The sequence below is a fragment of the Chitinophaga parva genome (assembly GCF_003071345.1).
Classification (GTDB): domain Bacteria; phylum Bacteroidota; class Bacteroidia; order Chitinophagales; family Chitinophagaceae; genus Chitinophaga; species Chitinophaga parva.
This window is the reverse complement of sequence record NZ_QCYK01000001.1, coordinates 898,681-916,059: the sequence shown is the minus strand read 5'-3', so window position 1 is coordinate 916,059 and position 17,379 is coordinate 898,681. Positions and strand designations below refer to the sequence as shown.

The window sequence follows — 17,379 nt, the reverse complement described above, 5'->3', positions numbered from 1 at the left end:
CATTGCTAAAACATTCAAAATGAAAAATCGCCTTCACTATATTTTATTGCTCCTCGCCGTGCTGGTGGCCTGCGATAAAAAGCCCACCGATTTCCGTCAATATTTAGATGGGCATGAGATCACCTATCCCGGTAGCCTGGACCAGGTAACGGTATTGCCCGGCAACTACCGCCTGCAGCTGCAATGGGCGCCCAATCCCGATCCCAGCGTAACCCACTACATCGTATACTGGAATAATTATGCTGACTCCCTGGTGGTGGAAGCCAAATCACATACACCCACGGACACGGTGAAATGCACCATCAGCAACCTGCAGGAATACAGCTATACTTTCTTCATCAATGCCTATGATGCAGCCGGCAATAAATCGGTGACCCGGGAAGTGGACAATGCCCGTGTGTATGGCGATATTTACCACGCCAACCTCTTTAACCGCCCGGTGAATACAGATACCCCATTCATCGTGAGTTATGACGGAAGCAGTGTGCAGATCAAGTTTTCCACGCCGGACACCACGAATGTGAACACCGCCGTAAAGTATACCAACATGCAAGGCACAGTGATCACCAAGAACCTGCCCGCCACTGAGAACACGGTGGTGCTGGACGGCTACCAGCTGGGCACACCGGTACTGTACCAATCGTCTTATTTGCCGCAGAAGATCGCCATTGATACTTTCACCACGCTGAAAGCAGATACCTTCCCCACCATTTACCAGATAACGCAGTGCGACAAAACAAAATTTGCAGAAGTACATTTCCCGTTCGACGCAGGCGCCTATGAAGGAGATACCTATCTTGGCAAAGTGTGGGATGGCAATGCCACCGTGCGCGGGTACCCGGATATTTACCATAGTGACGATCCGGGCATATCCCTGCCCAGGACGGTCAGCTTTGACATGGGCGTGGTGTACAACAACATTGCCACCATTGAAGAAATAGGCCGGAACTGCTGTCATAATCCCATTGACTTTGAAATATGGGGCATTGCAGATACCACCGGCGCCACCCCCTCCCTGCCCGGCAATGATCCAAACTGGAAAAGCATGATGGAAGGCAAGGGCTGGACAATGCTTACGGAAGCAGTAAGAACGGATGATGGCTCCGCGCCTAAAAAATTTGACTTTATTCCCACACCACCGCCCGTTCGCTTCATGGTAATGCGGGTGATAAAAGTGGCCAGTGGCACCAATTCCATCAATATGAGCCAGCTCACGTTGTGGTACCGGAAGCAGTAAAGATTTATTAAATTTCAATAATGAGATCAAAGACAAACATGCTGATTACGCTGGCATCTGTGCTTGCCCCGGTGATGGCCGTGGCCCAGCAAAAGCCGCTGCACCTGTGGTACACCAAGCCCGCGGCGCAGTGGGAGGGCTCGCTGCCGCTGGGAAATGGCCGCCTGGGCATGACCACGGATGGAGGCGTAACGAAGGAAACCGTTGTACTCAATGACATCACGCTGTGGTCTGGCTCACCACAGGACGCCAACAATTATGGCGCTTACAAAAGCCTGCCCGAAATAAGACGCTTCCTTTTTGAAGGAAAGAATGACTCCGCCCAGCAACTGGTGGACAAGCACTTCATCTGCACCGGCCCGGGCGCCGGCGGCACGCAATGGGGCTGCTTCCAGACCCTGGGCAACCTGGTGCTGGACTTCTCTTACAACGGGAAGGCTGATTACAAGAACTACCGGCGCTACCTTTCCCTGGATAGCGCCATTGCCGTGGAAACGTATGAAGTGAATGGAGTAAAATTCAAAAAAGAATACTTCACCTCCTTCGGCACAGACGTGGCCGTGATCCGTATCACCGCAGATAAGCCCAACCAGGTGAACTGCTCCGTGTCTATGAACCGCGCAGAAAGAGGCACGGTAACCGTGGCTGGCAATGACCTGCAATTATCCGGTCAGCTGGACAACGGTACAGATGGCAAGGGCATGCAATACCTGGCCAAAGTGCACGCAGCATTGAAAGGCGGCGCACCATCCTTTTCCGGCAATAACCTGGTGATAAAGAACGCCACGGAGGTGATCCTGTACGTGTCTGCCAGCACTGATTTCAGGAACGCTGATTTTAAGCAACAAACAGATGCCCTGCTGGCCACCGCGCTCCGTAAGCCTTACCACCAGGAAAAGCAACTGCACGTGCAGGCGTATCAAAAGTTGTTCAACCGTGTGCAGCTATCCCTGGGTACCCATACCCGTGATGACCTGCCCACGGACGACCGCCTGCAGGCCTTCCAGCAGGCGCCAAGCGCGGACAACGGGCTGCCGGTGCTCTTCTTCCAGTTTGGCCGTTACCTCACCATCAGCAGCACCCGTGTGGGCCTGTTGCCGCCTAACCTGCAGGGCCTGTGGGCCAACCAGGTGCATACCCCCTGGAACGGTGATTACCACCTGGACGTGAATGTGGAAATGAACCACTGGCCGGTGGACGTGACCAACCTTTCGGAGCTGGACCTGCCCCTGGCAGACCTGGTAAAAAAGATGGTACCCCATGGCCAAACCACGGCAAAGGCATATTACAATGCAGATGGCTGGGTAGCACACGTGATCACGAATGTGTGGCAATACACCGAGCCCGGTGAAAGCGCCTCCTGGGGCGCCGCAAAGTCCGGCTCCGGCTGGCTGTGCGACAACCTGTGGCAGCACTATGATTTCACACGCGACACAGCTTACCTGCGCAGCATTTACCCGGTACTGAAAGGCTCCGCCCTGTTCTACAAAAGCATGCTGGTGCGCGATCCGAAGACCAACTGGCTGGTAACATCGCCTTCCTCCTCACCGGAAAACACCTTCTACCTGCCCAATGGAAGAACGGCCAGCATTTGCCTGGGCCCCACCATTGACAACCAGATCATCCGGGAATTGTATAACAACGTGATCACTGCATCCACTATGCTCAAAACAGACCAGGCACTGCGGGATACCCTGCAGGCGCAGCTTGCGGAGATCCCGCCCGCAGGCCGGATAGGCGCGGATGGCAGCCTGATGGAATGGCTGGAAGACTACAAACAAACCGATCCCCATCACCGCCACGTATCCCACCTCTATGGCCTGTTCCCGGCAAACCAGATCACGCCAGACAGCACGCCGGACCTGGCAGCCGCCTGCAAAAGAACATTGAACGACCGTGGTGACGATGGCCCCAGCTGGTCCATTGCCTACAAAATGCTGTGGTGGGCCCGCCTCTATGATGGAGACCGTGCCTATAAACTGTATGTGAACCTGATGCGGCCTACGTTTGGTACAGACATTAATTATGGCGCCGGTGGCGGTATTTATCCTAACTTGTTCTCTGCCGGGCCACCCTTCCAGATAGATGCCAACTTTGGCGGCGAAGCAGCCATTGCAGAAATGCTGCTGCAAAGCCACGCCGGCTACATCTCCCTGCTGCCGGCCATCCCGGCGGAATGGAAGGCGGAAGGTGCTGTAAAAGGATTGAAGGCAAGGGGTAATTTCACCGTGGATTTTTCGTGGAAACAGGGAAAGATCACCGCTTACAGCATCCATGCAGCCAACCCTACCCCTGTGAAAGTAAAAGTGAATGGGGAGATAAAAACAGTGATGAGCACCAAAAGCTGATATAAAACGATGACTAAAAGCATACTGATAATGGCCGTCACCTGTGTGTCGGCCATTGTTGCTACCGCGCAACGGAACCAACTGGCCCCCACGCCACCCATGGGCTATATGACCTGGAATTATTATGCAGACAAGATCACGGAGCAGGATGTAAAGTCCGTTGCCGATGCCATGGTGGCCAATGGCCTGCGGGATGCCGGCTATGAATACATCTTCATCGATGATGGCTGGCAGGGAGGCCGTGATAAGAAGAATAATTTCATTCCTGATGTGGAAAAATTTCCATCTGGTATGAAAGCCCTGGCAGACTATGTGCACAGCAAGGGATTGAAACTGGGTATTTATTCCGATGCGGCCCCGCTTACCTGTGCAGGTTACACAGCCAGTCTTCATTTTGAAACGCAGGATGCAAAAACATTTGCCGCATGGGGTATTGACTACCTGAAGTATGATTACTGCGGTGCACCATCAGACCAGGCCACGGCAAAAGCCCGTTACAAGACCATGGCCGATGCCTTGTCTGCTTCCGGCAGGAACATGCCGCTGGGCATCTGCGAATGGGGAGGCCGCCAACCCTGGACCTGGGCCGCTGCCGCCGGTGGAAGCCTGTGGCGCACCGCCGGCGATATCCGCGACAAGTGGGCTGCCGCCAATGATGCACCTGGCACCCCTGCTGGTGGTGTGGGCATACTGGATGCAGTGAATATCAACGCAGCCCTGGATACCTACGCCGGTAATGGAGGCTGGAACGACCCGGACATGCTGGTAGTGGGCCTCTATGGCTACAAAGGCCCCTCCGGCGACCTGGGTGGTGTGGGTTGCACAGATACGGAATACAGGTCGCAAATGAGCTTATGGTGCCTGATGGCAGCGCCACTGATGGTGAGCTGCGATATCACGAAGATGAATGCAGTCACCAAACAGATACTTACCAACAAAGACATCCTGGCCATTGACCAGGACAAACTGGGCAAACAAGCCGTGCGGAAGATCCATGCAAATGACTGGCAGGTGTTTGTAAAACCGCTGGAAAATGGTGAAACGGCCATTGGTATTTTGAATACCGCCGGCACTTCCCGGAAGTTTGAAACAACCCTCTCACAACTGGGCCTTGCAGGGAAATATCATACCTACAACGTGTGGACCCACGAAGAAAAGCAGCAGCAACAAAGGCTGTCTTACACCGTGGCATCGCATGAGACCGTGGTATTGAGACTGCGGAGTACAAAATAGACATTCCCTGCCGGGGCGTTCCGCGGCGCTGCCGGCGCCGCTTTTGCAGACCGGAAGAGAAGGGCCGCATTCCTCAGGGCAACAACAGTTTTTCCCGGATCGCCGCTGCATAAGAATAAGCAGTCCTGATGCGCGTTTGCAGAGCATCTGCCATTACCAGCAGGTAAGTGCCTTTGAAATACTTCTGCATTTCCCTGATCTTAAATTTATTCACGATGAAGGACCGGTGCACCCGTATGAAATGCGCTGGCAGCCGGCCTTCCAGGTAGATGAGCGTATGCTCCGCGAGGTGGACACCGGTAGCGGTGTGCACCTGTACATATTTGTCTTTGGCCTCAAAAAAGTACACGTCTTCTACCTGGATAAAATGCACCCTGGCGCCGGCTTTTACCGGGATGGTGCTGATCTTCTGTTCCGGGATCAGCTGGGCCAGTACGGATTTGACGTTGACCAGCAGGTTTGCCTGCGCACCTTTCTCCAGTACGCGCTGCATGCTGATGGCCAGGCGGTCCGGCGCTACGGGCTTCAATAAATAGTCCACAGAATTTACCTCGAAAGCCTTGATGGCATATTGGTCATAAGCAGTCACGAAAATGACCAGGGGCGTGTATTCCAGGTGTTGCAGTACCTCAAAGCCATTATAACCCGGCATTTGTATATCCAGGAATACCAGGTCCGGTTTATCGCGGTTGATGTGCGAAATAGCCGCATGGCCATCCGTCACCTCCGCAATGACCTTCACCTGCGGATAAGCTTCCAGGGCCTTGCGCAGCCGGCCGGAGGCTACTGGTTCATCGTCTGCCAGCAGTGCCCGGATGCTGGCTGGGAAAGGTGATGCTGACATATTTTTCCGGAGGGTTATGAAATACGATGTGGAAGGCATGGCCATATAACAACTGTAGCTTGCCTGTAACCAGTTTCAGTCCCGATCCACCGCTGGGCGCTTCACTAAATGCGGCACCCGGATCCGTGACGGTGTACATGAATTGCCCGCCCGCTTCCTGTACTGTAATGGTGATGACGCCCCCATCAGCACAGGCTTCTATGCCGTGTTTCACGGCATTTTCCACGATGGGCTGCAGGACAAATGAAGGCACCTGCCGCTGTTCCAGGCCCGCAGGCACGTGCAGTTCAAAATGCATACGGGCTCCGAAGCGGAGCTGCTGCATTTGCAGATAAGTGGTCACGATATCCAGCTCCGCTTCCAGTGAGTGGAAGGTAGGGCTGTTCATGGAAAGCGAAGCGCGGAAAAACTTTGACAGGAGCAGCACCAGCATTTCTGCCTTTTCCGGAGCGGCGGGAATGAGGCCTGCAATGGTATTGTGCACATTGTAGAGGAAATGCGGGTTTATCTTGGCGCGGAGCAGTTCCAGTTCTATAGCCTGCTGTTGCTGCTCCAGCTGCAGTACCCGGTATTGCTGGCTTTGCACCAATCCGCTGAGCTGGCGCCGCCCCTCTTCCGATGCATAAATGGGGATGCCCACCACCATCACGATCAGTATGTTCAGGATATAGATGCCACTTTCACCCGGCCAGCGGAAAGGAGGCCCGCCCGGTAGCCACGACAGCAGCCAAAAATACAAAGCAGTACCCGCGCCGGAGGCGAGAATAAGCAGCAGGATCACCACCAGCGCTTTAACCCCCGCAGGAGAACCGGCGGGCAGGAAGTAACCCCGCCCATAGATCACCGCCATCATCAGGGACCCGATGATGAGGCAGGACATCACCGATCCTGTAATGCTCAGGATACGGTGATCGTACCAGCAATAGCGGTACAGGCCAAAGGAAAGCCCAATGGCACCTGCTATTAATATCACCTTAAGGGCATTGCGCATAGCGGTAGTTTAAGGGAAGAGCAAGCTGGTATGAGCGTAATAATAATGCAAATAACGCAGACCTGGTGCGGGCAGCGTATCAGCCTGGGGTTTGGGTACTATCCTTCCCGGTGGATATTTTATAATCATCATTGGAGATGCCCGGTACCCCTTTGGGCCGTTTGGGCGGCGGTGCCTGGTGACGGGCCGTGTCAATGATATGAATAGGCGGGGTACCATTCACCAGGTGCCATAATTCTTTTTTCACCGGCGGCAAAAGCGGTATGAATGCGGAATCAACGCTGGCCTGGCTTTGCACGGTATCGCGCACCTGTACCGTATCCTTCTTTGCTTTGATGGGGTGTACCGGTATGATCATTTTCCCCGCGGGGCTGACGATGGTAACCGTGTCTGCAGGGGGGATGATTGTTTCTGTGGGCGGCACTGGTTTTACTGGCGGCACGGGCTTCGGCACCGGCCTGGATGCGAAGTACCACCACAGTAAAGCTGCTACTACAAAAGCACCGGCAAAGAAGTACCAGCCCTTCACCACCGCTTTCGGTGCAGGGACCTGCTGCTGCGGTGTGGCCACCCCATCGAGCTGCGCTTCAATGCCAGACCAGATCGCGTCTGCCATGTCGGGCACGGGGATCTCGTTCAGCTTTGCTGCTATTAATGCTTCGTATGGAGTGGTCTTATTCACCGGTTTGTTATCGCAGTTATTTTTTGTTGAAGGATCTTTCTTGCTTCGCTGAGGTGCCATTTGCTGGTGCCCTCACTGATGCCCAGGTGGGCGGCAATTTCCTTGTGCGTGTAGCCATCAATGGCGTATAGCACAAACACAGCGTGCGTGGCCCTGGGCAGCTGTCTTATCAATTGCAGGATCACCGCCGCATCCGTTTTTTCAATAATACTGTTGTTGACAAACGGTTCTTCCACTACCTGTGTCTCCAGGCTTACAAAACGGCTGCGTTGTTTGATATGGTCCAGGGACTCATTGATAACGATCTTTTTCAACCAGCCATGGAAGTTGCCTTTCGCACTATCAAAAGAAGCGATACTGCGGAACATCTTCACAAAGGCATGGCTCAGGATATCCGCGGCTTCATTTTCGTCCGTGGCATACCGCATGGCAATGGCCATAGCAAAGCCATAGCACTGCCGGTACAGCAGTTCCTGCGCTTTCCTTTTGCCTTCCCGGCAATCCTGAATAATATCGTCTAATGCCTGTTCCAGTGCCTTCTCTGCAATGTGAAATTACCAGTACTCATTATGCACTCGCCTCGCAAAAATGGCGGTAGCGATAGCCGCAACGTTCAGCCGTTCATTTGCATCCAGTTCATTGTAGAACCAGATGTTCTGGTTCATCAGGTCCACGATGCCGATCACGCCACCGGTAGTGCTCAATTCATAGCCGGAGAGCAGCTTGAATGGCAGGTTGGAGGTCTTTCCTTCCGCGTTTGCCGTTTGCTTAATGTTCACTGGTTTTATAAAAATGGTATCCGTTCCGTTGGTTGCCAGTCCGTTATCGCCCGGCTTTACGTAAGCAAACGGGTTTTTATCCCTGCTGGCTTTGCGGTCATAAATATTGGTCATCACCATTTCCCAGCCCTTTCCTACCTGTGTGGTATCACCGCTGATAACTGCAGAGAATACGTAATTGTACTGTTGCAGTTCTGTGAACGAGTTGGGAAACCCGCTTTTGTTCAGCAGGTGGTATTCCGTTTCGCGGGTCACCGCTTTTTCATGCGCGTACACCTGTACCACGTTATTACCATCCGTTAGCGCATAGCGGAATTTAGCCTTTTCATTATCTACCAGCCCGGCTTTACCAATGCCCAGTTGATTGAGCCAGAGATTTTCCAGGATAAAAGGCCTGCCCCAGCCAGGATAACTTACGTGTACGCCCCGTTTTATTTTGGATGTGGTAAAATGATCAAACGACATGCTATTACCGTGGGCGCCCTTTACGTGTAGCATGGTGGCCTGCTGCTGAAATGATTCCGGTATTGACATCTTGATCGTGGTGCAGCTACCGATACAACAGGCAGCTGCCATTAATAATACATTCCTTTTCATTCGTCTTTAAAATCCGTTTTAAATCGTGGCAGAAGGCTCATCCACGGTATTTTATCCTGGCCGCCACCTTAGTAAGATAAGGCAAAACCAGGCTGCCTCCATCCATAATACCCTGGTTTTGCGCCGGAGGTTGGGTAAAAAAAATATTTTTTTTCACCCCAACCATCCGGGAAGCCAGGAGGTATTACTACCAAACAAAACCAATGACGACTATGAAAATGAAACTGGCAATTGTACTGATGGCATCCGGCACGGTCTTTTTTTCCTGCAAAAAAGATAAGGAACAGGATAAGCCCACCGGCTGTACGGTAAACGTGCAAAACCTTGCGGGCGCCTACCGCCTCACCGCCCTGCAATACAAAGAAACCGCCAACGCCGCGCCGGTGGACTACCTGGCGCATATGGAAGATTGTGCTAAAGACGACATCCTTACCCTGAAAAGCGATGGTACCTATAGCTATGCAGATGCCGGTACGGTTTGCACTCCTTCCGGATCTGGTGACGGTACCTGGAGCGTGAAAGATAATGTACTGACCAGCGATGGCACTTTAAATGGCACCGTGGCCGGGTTTGATTGTAAAACGCTGACGTATTACCTGGAAAACTCCATCAAAACCGGGGATAAGTTGACGTTTACGCTGGTGAAGCAGTAAAGACCTGTATTGTTATGCCGGGAAGGTCTTCAGATCCTTGTGTTTGGAGGCCTTCTTGTTGATAATGGATATTTTGGTGAAGCAGTAGTACATTGTATTGTTATTCCTCAAAGAGGCCTTTAGATCATAGCATTTGAGGGCCTCTTTTGCATTGCCGGCTGGTGCCGTTGTTGATACTGATGCTTTGCTATCCGGATAAAGGTAAAGCAGATGTAAGCAATGCAGATAGCGGAGGGCAGCAGCTGGCTGTAAGGTTTATACCGAGGCAGCATCGTGCCGCAAAACGCCGACAGCAGGGCACTCCAGGCACTTACCATTTTGTAGCTGTGCTCATACAACACGGCTTTTTGCAGGAACCATAACGGCTGTATGCGTTTTAACAGATCATATCCGGCTACCAGGAACAAAGCGCCTACTGTGGAATAAATGACTGCCGGCGCCCAGTAGAAGCCCTCCCGCTTTAACACGTAGAGGTACCCGGCCCCTGCAAGCATTACGCCACCGGCTACGAGGTGATCCAGGTATTGGGGCCTGGCGCCCGCCAGCCGTACAGCGCGGATACCGCTGAAGCAATTATAGCCGCTCAGCAGCGTGAGGATGAAAAGGAACGCATTACCCCGGAATACAAATACGCCGAATAGGGCCGTGGAAATAACGATGTATACCAGGCGGGTGAACACCCTGCCATAGCGGGTGTGGCGGGCGCGCCTTTTTTGCACCACCATAGCCCCCAAACCCGCTACCAATGCTGCGGTACCGGCTGCTACGTGCAGGCCAATGTTGATGAGGTGTGTTGTTTGCATAGTGCCTTGGTTGAATATGCAAACAAACCTCGTTTGGAGGGCCAGGAAAAGTTATTTCCGACGAAAAGGGATATAATCCGATGAAATGGACAGGGCTTGGGACAGGTGATTTTCTATGGCCGGAGAGGCGCATGCGGCCGGAAGGTGGTCATTTATCCATAAATTTGGTTTATCACTTAACCCCTTGCAGGATGAAAATTTCAGCCAAAATAGAAAGCCGGCAGCATTACCATGCCACTGAGGTGCAGACAAATGGGACTGTAAAAACAATACAGCTACCGGTGAAGCCATCCGGTTATGGGTCTTCCGTGAATGGCGGTGAGTTGTTACTCCTTTCCTTAGCCACGTGCTTTTGCAATGACATTTACCGGGAAGCCGAGGCCCGTGGCATCCCGGTTTCCGGCATGACGGTGGAATGCACTGGTGAATTTGGTGCGCCGGGAGAGCCGGGAATGGATTTCAAATACCGTGCGGAGGTAAGCGCGGATGCTTCGCCGGCGCAGGTGGAGGAGCTGATACGGATCACGGACCAGGTAGCGGAAGTGCACAATACGCTGAGAAAGGGCCTGGCAGTGGTTTTGGAAAGGTGATTATGCAGGGCGGTACGTATTAGCGATGATCCCCCCGGGGAAGGTCCTGGCATCCACCAGTTTCAGGTCCAGCGGCTTTGAAAGACCGGTAAATACTGGCAGGCCGGCTCCAAACATGATGGGATGGATGGCCAGCTGGTACTCATCGATAAGTCCTGTTTCTATCAGGTTGCGTACAAAACCCGCGCCTCCAATTGCAATAATAGGCTTGCCTTCTTCCTGCTTTAACTCCCTGATGCCTTCCACAAGATCGCCATGGAAGATGCGCGCTTCGGCCCAGGAAGCACCCGCAGGCGTACCGGCAGTATTGGGCATTCCTTTGAATCCTTTTTGGGTGAATAGCGCTTTGGGAATGGTGTTCATTGGCGCTGCAAAAGGGCCGGTGGCGGTGGGCCAGTAAGGGGCCATCGACTCGAAGGATTTTCTACCCATGATGATGATCCCGGCCTCGTTGAAGGATGCTGCGCTCCAGGCACGGGATTGTTCATCAGAGTTGCGGAAAACCCAATCGTGTTCCCCATTCGGGCCAGCCACGAAACCATCAATGGACATGGACATTTTCATTATTAGTTTACGCATAAGTGGAAGGTTTGTTTTTTCAAATGTAGACCATTGGTGTGGGGAGGCGCCGGGGAGATTGTGACAAAGGTAAGGGGTGGATGGGACAGGCTGTATCAAAGCTTGCCTTAGCTAACAACGATGCAGCCTCCGGGTACCCGTGAGTAAGCCCTGCTGCCTATCCATGACCAGCAGGGCGGTGTTGGTTGTTTGATTTCCCGTCTGATAGAAACGGATTAAACTTTATCCTTGTGGACGAAATTGATAGCACTGAAAATGCTGATGCAAGCTATGCCGATAAAGAAAACCGAGATCGACAATGTATCACCAACAGATACTTTACCGAAGCGGAAAAGCAGGAAGCCCACGATTAAATTGAACATTGCCCAAAGTACGTTCACCAATGGCGAGGACAAGCCCTTGCCAGGCGGTTTGGCAAAAGGTGTGGGGAAAGGATCGCCTGCGGTACCTTTAATAAAGTGGGGAACAAAATTGGCCAGAAGCATTCCCGCCAGTAAATCGCTGAAATAATAATACCAATGCATAATAAATCTGTTTAAATGATTAAATAATTTCTTAACACCCTGAAAAAAGCACCGCAATCTGTGACACCGACTGCCCGTTTGAAGAATAGGCTACAGTTCCGGTCCCGGAAAGCGCGGAATATGTGAATGGCTTTTTCGTGCTCATTAAATAAGCTTATAAGCAAATTTTGACCAAATGTCGAAAAATGGGCAAATTTTTTTATTGCTTTAAACCATGGATCATCGAGCGGACCAGAATATTCACCCATGATTCCATGTTACTAAAATCGTTTTTGATTGTCATTTCACGCTTCATGCCGCGCAGGCTGCTTAACAGCACAAAGACTAAATCATCCTGGTCTTTATGGTTCAATCTGGTCAACTCCCCAAGCCGGATACCTTCAGTAATGACCTGTGCAAGCATTGCACCTTCCTGCTGGAAGATTTGATCATGGACAGCGAGCCTCGTCTTGCGGAAGCCTGATAATTCACTCGGATCCATACCCTCGTCCAGCGAATTGAAAAAGGCGCCCTTTTCGATCACGGCGGAAAGTTTGGCTAAAAAAAAGGCTTTTATTTTTTCTTCCACATTTGGCGCCTTGCTGATCGCCGCTGCGAGAGAGGCCATCAACGCCCTGATCTCGACACCTATCACCGCATCTAAGATCTCCTCCTTGGTCTTATAATAATAATAAAGGGAACTTCTGGCCTTACCTATGGCTTTGGCTATGTCGTCAAGGGTTACCCGCCGAAAGCCATGAACCTGGAATAATTGCTTTGCAGCTTGCAGGAGCTGTTCCTGGATTTCTTCTTCCTTGATATTGGCGGACATCTCTGTTGGTTTAAAGCTGTAAAAGTATAAATTTTGAGCAATTAAGCAAAATATGACCAATTGCCTATATTGGCTATAGAAAAATAAAATTTGCCATCGCTATTTCCGGGAGCGGATTTTTGTAAAAAGTAGATAAACATTTTAACGCCAGCGGCCATTTCCCGGCGGTGAACGCTGTGATGTCCTGGCATGGGACGGTGCCGGGGGGATGGTGACAAAGGTGGGAGGGCCAGGGGATGATGGCGTACATGCTGCATGCGCTAACATGGAGATCCATAAAGTCATGTGTGCTATTTCCCAATAATTTCCCTGCGGTGCTGAAGGCCCCAGTCGGTCAGGTTATCGATGATCGTTCTTAAGGTGAGGCCATGCCTGGTGAGCTCATATTGCACGGTGACCGGATGTGTATCTAAAATAGTACGCTCAATCAGTTTATTTGCTTCCAGTTCCTTAAGCTCCTTGCTCAACATCTTATTTGAAATACCCTCCACATCATTTAAAATATCGGAGAACCTTCTTTTGTTATAATGGCAGATCGAGGAAAGGATGTAGATCTTCCACTTTCCACTCAGCACGTCCATGGCGTCATGAACGGCCATCATTTCCTTTTTGCGATCCTGCTGAAAATTTGCTTTGCACTCCATATGTTACTTGGTTACCCGGAAGTTACTGTTACTTTTAGAAACAAAGTAACCAAAATAAATTCGCATGATCTAATTTTGTGGCCGAAACAAAACCAATAGACATGGATTTTACGAATAAGAACGTGCTCATTACAGGCGCAAGCACCGGGATTGGACTCGCTACGGCAAAGGCATTTATCAATGCGGGCGCCAATGTATGGATCAGCAGCAGGAGCGCCAGCAAGCTGCAGGACGCAGCTGCCGCGATCAACGACCGCAAGTTGAAAACCATTGTTTCAGACACTTCCAGCCTGGAGGGCATTTCGGTGGTAGAACAGGCCATTGCTGCCAGCGGTAATAAACTGGATGTGCTTTTCCTCAACGCCGGCATTGCTACTTTTACGCCGATTGCCCAAACCACCGAAGCCGATTTTGATGCACAGTTCAATACCAACGTGAAGGGACATTACTTTACGCTGCAAAAGCTGCTGCCTCATCTGGCAGACGGGGCATCCGTTGTGTTCACTTCTTCTACTGTGGCAACGGCTTCCAACCTGGGCACCAGCGTGTATTCCGCTACCAAGGGTGCATTGAACAAAATTGCGCAGATCGCGGCAAATGAATTGGCTGAAAGGAAGATCCGCGTAAACATCCTTAGCCCCGGGCCGGTCTTAACACCCGGACTGGAAGGTGCGGTGCCTGTGGAGGCGAAAGGCGTACTGGCCGCTGCTACAGCTATGCAGCGGTTGGGTGATCCCAGTGAAATTGCAAGCACGGTGTTATTCCTGGCATCTGAGGCGGCCAGTTTTATTACGGGTACGGAGATTGTTGCAGATGGGGGTTATCTTAATTATGCAATGAAATAGGATCGTTACCGGCCGGCGGATGAAAAGTGAAGGCTACAAGCAAAGCAACTTAATTTTTTAAGTCCTGCTTCGGCCCTGACATTTCATTCGCCTTGCTGTTTTATGCCTAAGTTAAGTGCTGAAATAGGGTGGTGTGTAGCATTGAAAAGTGAAATCAAATTCAAGTATGCTACGTATGGAGTTTTTCAAGTTAATCGATAGCTGGGATCTGCGGAATATTACTATCTTCCTTTTTAAGTTGGAGCTTTCCAAATTTAAAACTTAAAATAATGCCAAAGGAACGGAGAGGGATGTTCCTCATATTGGACTGACTAAAATTTGATCCATAAGAAATAATCCGTTGGTTAACGCATTGGTTAAACAAATTAGCAGCAGTTATGCCGATGCTTGCCCTTTTGTTCAAAAGTTGCTTTTTAAGGGCAATGGTATAAAAGAAAAAGGCAGGACGTTTACGCTGGACATATTTCAATTAAGATTACGAAACTGTTTAGGAGGCATCCCTACCTGTTTCTTGAATAGCTTAGTGAAATGAGACGGGTGTTCAAAACCTAAGTCATAGGCAATGACACTTATAGGTTTATCGGTATTCCATAGGAACAATTTTGCTTTTTCTGCTATTTTCAGATGTATATAATCTTGAGTAGTTTTCCCGGTAATTTTTTTTAAGACATCAGATAAATAATATGGGGATAAATTCAAACGGTTCGAAAAATACTTAACGTCTGGCAGACCTGTTTCAATTAAAGCATCGCCCGAGAAGTATTCGTTCAGCAGCTGTTCAAATTGTTGAATAATATCCCGGTTTACTCTTTCGCGGGTAAAAAATTGTCTGTCATAAAACCGGTCACAGTAATTCAATAACAGCTCGATATTGCTTACTATAAGTTTTTGGGTATGCTTGTCGATATGCTGTGCATATTCCTTCTCGATATTTCGGAGACAATGCTCCAAAATTTCCTTTTCTTTTTCTGATATATGTAATGCTTCTGCGGAATCGTAATTGAAAAAAGAATAATCGTTGATATTTCTTCCCAGGTTCGACCGGCTCAATAAATCTGGATGAAAAAACAATCCCATACCTTTTCCCGGAGCCGTATCCGTATTGGCAGCTACCACCTGGAACGGTGCGGTGAACAGCAGCGTACCCTCTTCAAAATCATAGTGCGCCCTGCCGTATTGCAGTGCTCCTTTTGTTTCTTTAAAATAAATACTATAGAACCCGAGCCTGTAAACGGTATTTTCAGGTACCCCTTGCTTGCGGGTTTTGGACAGATCGATAACGCTTACCAGCGGGTGCTTCGGCTTTTCGTATCCGTAGAACCGGTGCAACTCCCCAATAGATCTTATATCAACGATTTTTGTTTCCATATCCTTTGAACAAAGTTAGCAATTACTTCAGTCGCGCATGGCTTTAAGATAATATTCTTCGCTGTTCTTTGTTTTTAAATCGATATAGAAGCGGGCATCATCGCCTACTGCGTAGCGCAATTTCAAAACGCTGTCGGTAGCTGCATGATATATGGTTTCGGCAACTTCTTCCGGCGTTGCTTTCCGTAAATGTTCGGTGCGCCTGGTATAGCGGGGAATAAATGTTGCCAGCTCAGCGTTGTAATCCTCAATCTCGTTTTTAATCATTTCCATACCGCTTCTGAAATTGGTGGCTACGCTGCCGGGTTCGATGACTTTTACTGCAATATTTAAGAATGCCAGTTCGTGTGACAGTGCCTCGGAGAACCCTTCCAGCGCAAATTTAGAACTGTTGTACAAGCTTGCAAACTGCCCGGCTGTGACACCTCCGAAAGAAGAAATATTAATGATTATCCCGCTGCGGTTTTTACGCATGAATGGCAGCACTGCTTTGGTTACACGCATTGCCCCGAAAACATTCACATCATACTGCCGCTGGATCTGCGCTTCGGTCGCCGCTTCAAAGACACCCATCAAACCGTAACCGGCATTGTTAACCAAGACATCTATCGTTCCGAATTTCCCAACGCCCTTTTCAACTGCGTTTGTAATGCTTTCTTTATCCGTAACATCCAAAGGAAAGACAAGGATATTATCCTGTTGAGGTAACTCCATATCTTTACCGGAGGAACGCATCGTCGCAATTACGTTCCAACCTTTCATGTGAAATAATTTGGCTGTTTCTTTTCCAAAACCGGAAGATGCCCCGGTAACCAATACAGTCTTTGCCATTGTTTAAATTTTTAAGTTAAGGCAAAGGTCGGAACACCGGAACCGGATTACTTGCATATTTTTTGGATATGCTTATACTTTTTAAGGAATTACAGCAGCTAATTGTGGTGAAAACGCTGCCTGAATTCAACGGGCGTCAGGTTAGTCTTTCGCTTGAATAGCTTACTGAAAGATTGGGAATATCCGAATCCCAATCGATAGGCAATTTCCCCGACCGACAAGTCGGTGGATGATAAAAGTTCCTTAGCTTTTTCGATCACTTTCTCGTGAATGACCTGCTGCGCATTTTGTCCTGTCAATGACCGGAACATATCGCTCAGGTAACGCGGTGATACGGTAACTTCTGCGGCGAGCATTTCTACGGTGGGTAACCCAGCGGTCATAACGTTTTCAGTATCGAAATAATCATTCAGTATTTTTTCAGTCCGGGCTAACAAGCTGTGGTTTATCGTTTTTCTGGTGATAAATTGCCGCTTGTAAAAACGATTGCTGTAATTGAGTAAAGTTTCTATGTGTGAAATGATGATATCCTGACTAAAATCATCAATGCTGTGATTCAATTCATCTTCGATGTTTTTGAAAACCGGCAATACGTTCTTTTTCTCATTATCGGAAATATGTAGTGCCTCATTGCTTTCGTAAGAAAAGAAGCCGTATTGCCGGATATTTTGCCCCAACGGATGAAGCCGGATAAGATCAGGATGAAAAAGTAAGGTGATACCGAAATATTCCTGTTCCTCGACTGTCGTTATTAATTGCTTCGGTGCTGTGAAGATCATCGTCCCGTCATCAAAGTCATAATAGCTTTGGCCGTAGCCGCTTCTTCCTTTCAGATTCTTCTTGTAGGATATATTGTAGAAATCGAAAATGAAGGCCTTGGGTAATTGTTTTTTTCTGGCGGCAACTTTTGTGTTATCAAACAGGCTTACCAAAGGATGTAAAGGCCTTGGCAGTTCCAGCAACCTATGCAACTCGGATATAGCATTAATTATAACAGGTGATTGTTCCGGTTTCATAGCG

The 17,379-nt window shown here is 49.8% G+C and carries 20 protein-coding genes; 6 read left to right on the top strand and 14 right to left on the bottom strand.

The window, feature by feature from the left end; translation table 11 throughout:
• The first annotated feature begins 19 nt into the window (after nucleotides 1–19).
• Genes DCC81_RS04085 through DCC81_RS04075 form a run of 3 tightly spaced genes read left to right on the top strand, consistent with a single transcriptional unit; the run spans nucleotide 20 to nucleotide 4,818 of the window.
• Nucleotides 20–1,237: a DUF4998 domain-containing protein gene (locus DCC81_RS04085; RefSeq protein WP_108685312.1), complete on the top strand. Its 1,218-nt coding sequence runs from the start codon at nucleotides 20–22 to the stop codon at nucleotides 1,235–1,237.
• Nucleotides 1,238–1,257: 20 nt separating this feature from the next.
• Nucleotides 1,258–3,585: a glycoside hydrolase family 95 protein gene (locus DCC81_RS04080; protein WP_108685311.1), complete on the top strand. Its 2,328-nt coding sequence runs from the start codon at nucleotides 1,258–1,260 to the stop codon at nucleotides 3,583–3,585.
• A 30-nt stretch (nucleotides 3,586–3,615) separates the two neighbouring features.
• Nucleotides 3,616–4,818 (top strand): glycoside hydrolase family 27 protein, encoded by a 1,203-nt coding sequence (locus DCC81_RS04075; RefSeq protein ID WP_205686252.1) that lies wholly within the window; start codon nucleotides 3,616–3,618, stop codon nucleotides 4,816–4,818.
• 73 nt (nucleotides 4,819–4,891) lie between these two features.
• Here the strand turns inward: DCC81_RS04075 and DCC81_RS04070 are convergent, their stop codons facing one another.
• The 5 genes from DCC81_RS04070 to DCC81_RS04050 form a co-directional block, all read right to left on the bottom strand.
• The gene (locus DCC81_RS04070; RefSeq protein WP_165806431.1) at nucleotides 4,892–5,662 is read right to left on the bottom strand and encodes a LytR/AlgR family response regulator transcription factor; all 771 of its coding nucleotides are present in this window, start codon (nucleotides 5,660–5,662) and stop codon (nucleotides 4,892–4,894) included.
• On the bottom strand, nucleotides 5,610–6,653 hold the full coding sequence (locus tag DCC81_RS04065; protein WP_108685308.1) for a sensor histidine kinase: 1,044 nt from the start codon (nucleotides 6,651–6,653) through the stop codon (nucleotides 5,610–5,612). The genes DCC81_RS04070 and DCC81_RS04065 overlap by 53 nt, the downstream gene beginning before the upstream one ends.
• Nucleotides 6,654–6,732: 79 nt before the next feature.
• Nucleotides 6,733–7,335, bottom strand: a complete 603-nt coding sequence (locus DCC81_RS04060) for a hypothetical protein (protein WP_133177539.1) — start codon at nucleotides 7,333–7,335, stop codon at nucleotides 6,733–6,735.
• Complete coding sequence (locus DCC81_RS04055; RefSeq protein ID WP_240612952.1) at nucleotides 7,332–7,844, bottom strand: RNA polymerase sigma factor; 513 nt, start codon at nucleotides 7,842–7,844, stop codon at nucleotides 7,332–7,334. Before DCC81_RS04055 ends, DCC81_RS04060 begins: the two co-directional genes overlap by 4 nt.
• 45 nt (nucleotides 7,845–7,889) lie before the next feature.
• Nucleotides 7,890–8,711 (bottom strand): hypothetical protein, encoded by an 822-nt coding sequence (locus DCC81_RS04050; protein WP_133177538.1) that lies wholly within the window; start codon nucleotides 8,709–8,711, stop codon nucleotides 7,890–7,892.
• A gap of 203 nt (nucleotides 8,712–8,914) precedes the next feature.
• On the opposite strand from DCC81_RS04050, the gene DCC81_RS04045 reads away from it, so the two are divergent.
• The gene (locus tag DCC81_RS04045; protein WP_108685304.1) at nucleotides 8,915–9,364 is read left to right on the top strand and encodes a lipocalin family protein; all 450 of its coding nucleotides are present in this window, start codon (nucleotides 8,915–8,917) and stop codon (nucleotides 9,362–9,364) included.
• A gap of 119 nt (nucleotides 9,365–9,483) precedes the next feature.
• On the opposite strand, the gene DCC81_RS04040 is transcribed toward DCC81_RS04045, so the two are convergent.
• Entirely contained in the window at nucleotides 9,484–10,167 is a 684-nt protein-coding gene (locus tag DCC81_RS04040; protein WP_108685303.1) for a hypothetical protein, read from the bottom strand.
• 191 nt (nucleotides 10,168–10,358) lie between these two features.
• Here DCC81_RS04040 and DCC81_RS04035 point away from each other — a divergent pair, with 191 nt between their 5' ends.
• Nucleotides 10,359–10,757, top strand: a complete 399-nt coding sequence (locus tag DCC81_RS04035; RefSeq protein ID WP_108685302.1) for an OsmC family protein — start codon at nucleotides 10,359–10,361, stop codon at nucleotides 10,755–10,757.
• On the opposite strand, the gene DCC81_RS04030 is transcribed toward DCC81_RS04035, so the two are convergent.
• The 4 genes from DCC81_RS04030 to DCC81_RS04015 all read right to left on the bottom strand — a co-directional run bounded on the left by DCC81_RS04030 (nucleotide 10,758) and on the right by DCC81_RS04015 (nucleotide 13,315).
• Nucleotides 10,758–11,336: a dihydrofolate reductase family protein gene (locus DCC81_RS04030; RefSeq protein ID WP_108685301.1), complete on the bottom strand. Its 579-nt coding sequence runs from the start codon at nucleotides 11,334–11,336 to the stop codon at nucleotides 10,758–10,760. It abuts the gene before it with no gap.
• A 215-nt stretch (nucleotides 11,337–11,551) separates the two neighbouring features.
• Nucleotides 11,552–11,860, bottom strand: a complete 309-nt coding sequence (locus tag DCC81_RS04025) for a hypothetical protein (RefSeq protein ID WP_108685300.1) — start codon at nucleotides 11,858–11,860, stop codon at nucleotides 11,552–11,554.
• 199 nt (nucleotides 11,861–12,059) lie between these two features.
• Complete coding sequence (locus DCC81_RS04020) at nucleotides 12,060–12,671, bottom strand: TetR/AcrR family transcriptional regulator (protein WP_108685299.1); 612 nt, start codon at nucleotides 12,669–12,671, stop codon at nucleotides 12,060–12,062.
• Nucleotides 12,672–12,961: 290 nt separating this feature from the next.
• Nucleotides 12,962–13,315: a winged helix-turn-helix transcriptional regulator gene (locus DCC81_RS04015; RefSeq protein WP_108685298.1), complete on the bottom strand. Its 354-nt coding sequence runs from the start codon at nucleotides 13,313–13,315 to the stop codon at nucleotides 12,962–12,964.
• Nucleotides 13,316–13,416: 101 nt separating this feature from the next.
• Between DCC81_RS04015 and DCC81_RS04010 the strand changes: the two genes are divergently transcribed.
• A complete protein-coding gene (locus DCC81_RS04010) occupies nucleotides 13,417–14,160 on the top strand; it encodes an SDR family NAD(P)-dependent oxidoreductase (protein ID WP_108685297.1) in 744 nt (247 codons plus the stop codon).
• A gap of 190 nt (nucleotides 14,161–14,350) precedes the next feature.
• Here DCC81_RS04010 and DCC81_RS26030 read toward each other — a convergent pair whose 3' ends face one another.
• From DCC81_RS26030 to DCC81_RS03990, 4 genes are all read right to left on the bottom strand, one after another.
• Entirely contained in the window at nucleotides 14,351–14,629 is a 279-nt protein-coding gene (locus tag DCC81_RS26030; protein WP_108685296.1) for an outer membrane beta-barrel protein, read from the bottom strand.
• The gene (locus DCC81_RS04000; protein ID WP_108685295.1) at nucleotides 14,626–15,528 is read right to left on the bottom strand and encodes a helix-turn-helix domain-containing protein; all 903 of its coding nucleotides are present in this window, start codon (nucleotides 15,526–15,528) and stop codon (nucleotides 14,626–14,628) included. The genes DCC81_RS26030 and DCC81_RS04000 overlap by 4 nt, the downstream gene beginning before the upstream one ends.
• A gap of 27 nt (nucleotides 15,529–15,555) precedes the next feature.
• The gene (locus DCC81_RS03995) at nucleotides 15,556–16,359 is read right to left on the bottom strand and encodes an SDR family oxidoreductase (RefSeq protein ID WP_108685294.1); all 804 of its coding nucleotides are present in this window, start codon (nucleotides 16,357–16,359) and stop codon (nucleotides 15,556–15,558) included.
• 98 nt (nucleotides 16,360–16,457) lie between these two features.
• Nucleotides 16,458–17,375: a helix-turn-helix domain-containing protein gene (locus DCC81_RS03990; RefSeq protein WP_108685293.1), complete on the bottom strand. Its 918-nt coding sequence runs from the start codon at nucleotides 17,373–17,375 to the stop codon at nucleotides 16,458–16,460.
• Nucleotides 17,376–17,379 lie beyond the last annotated feature (4 nt).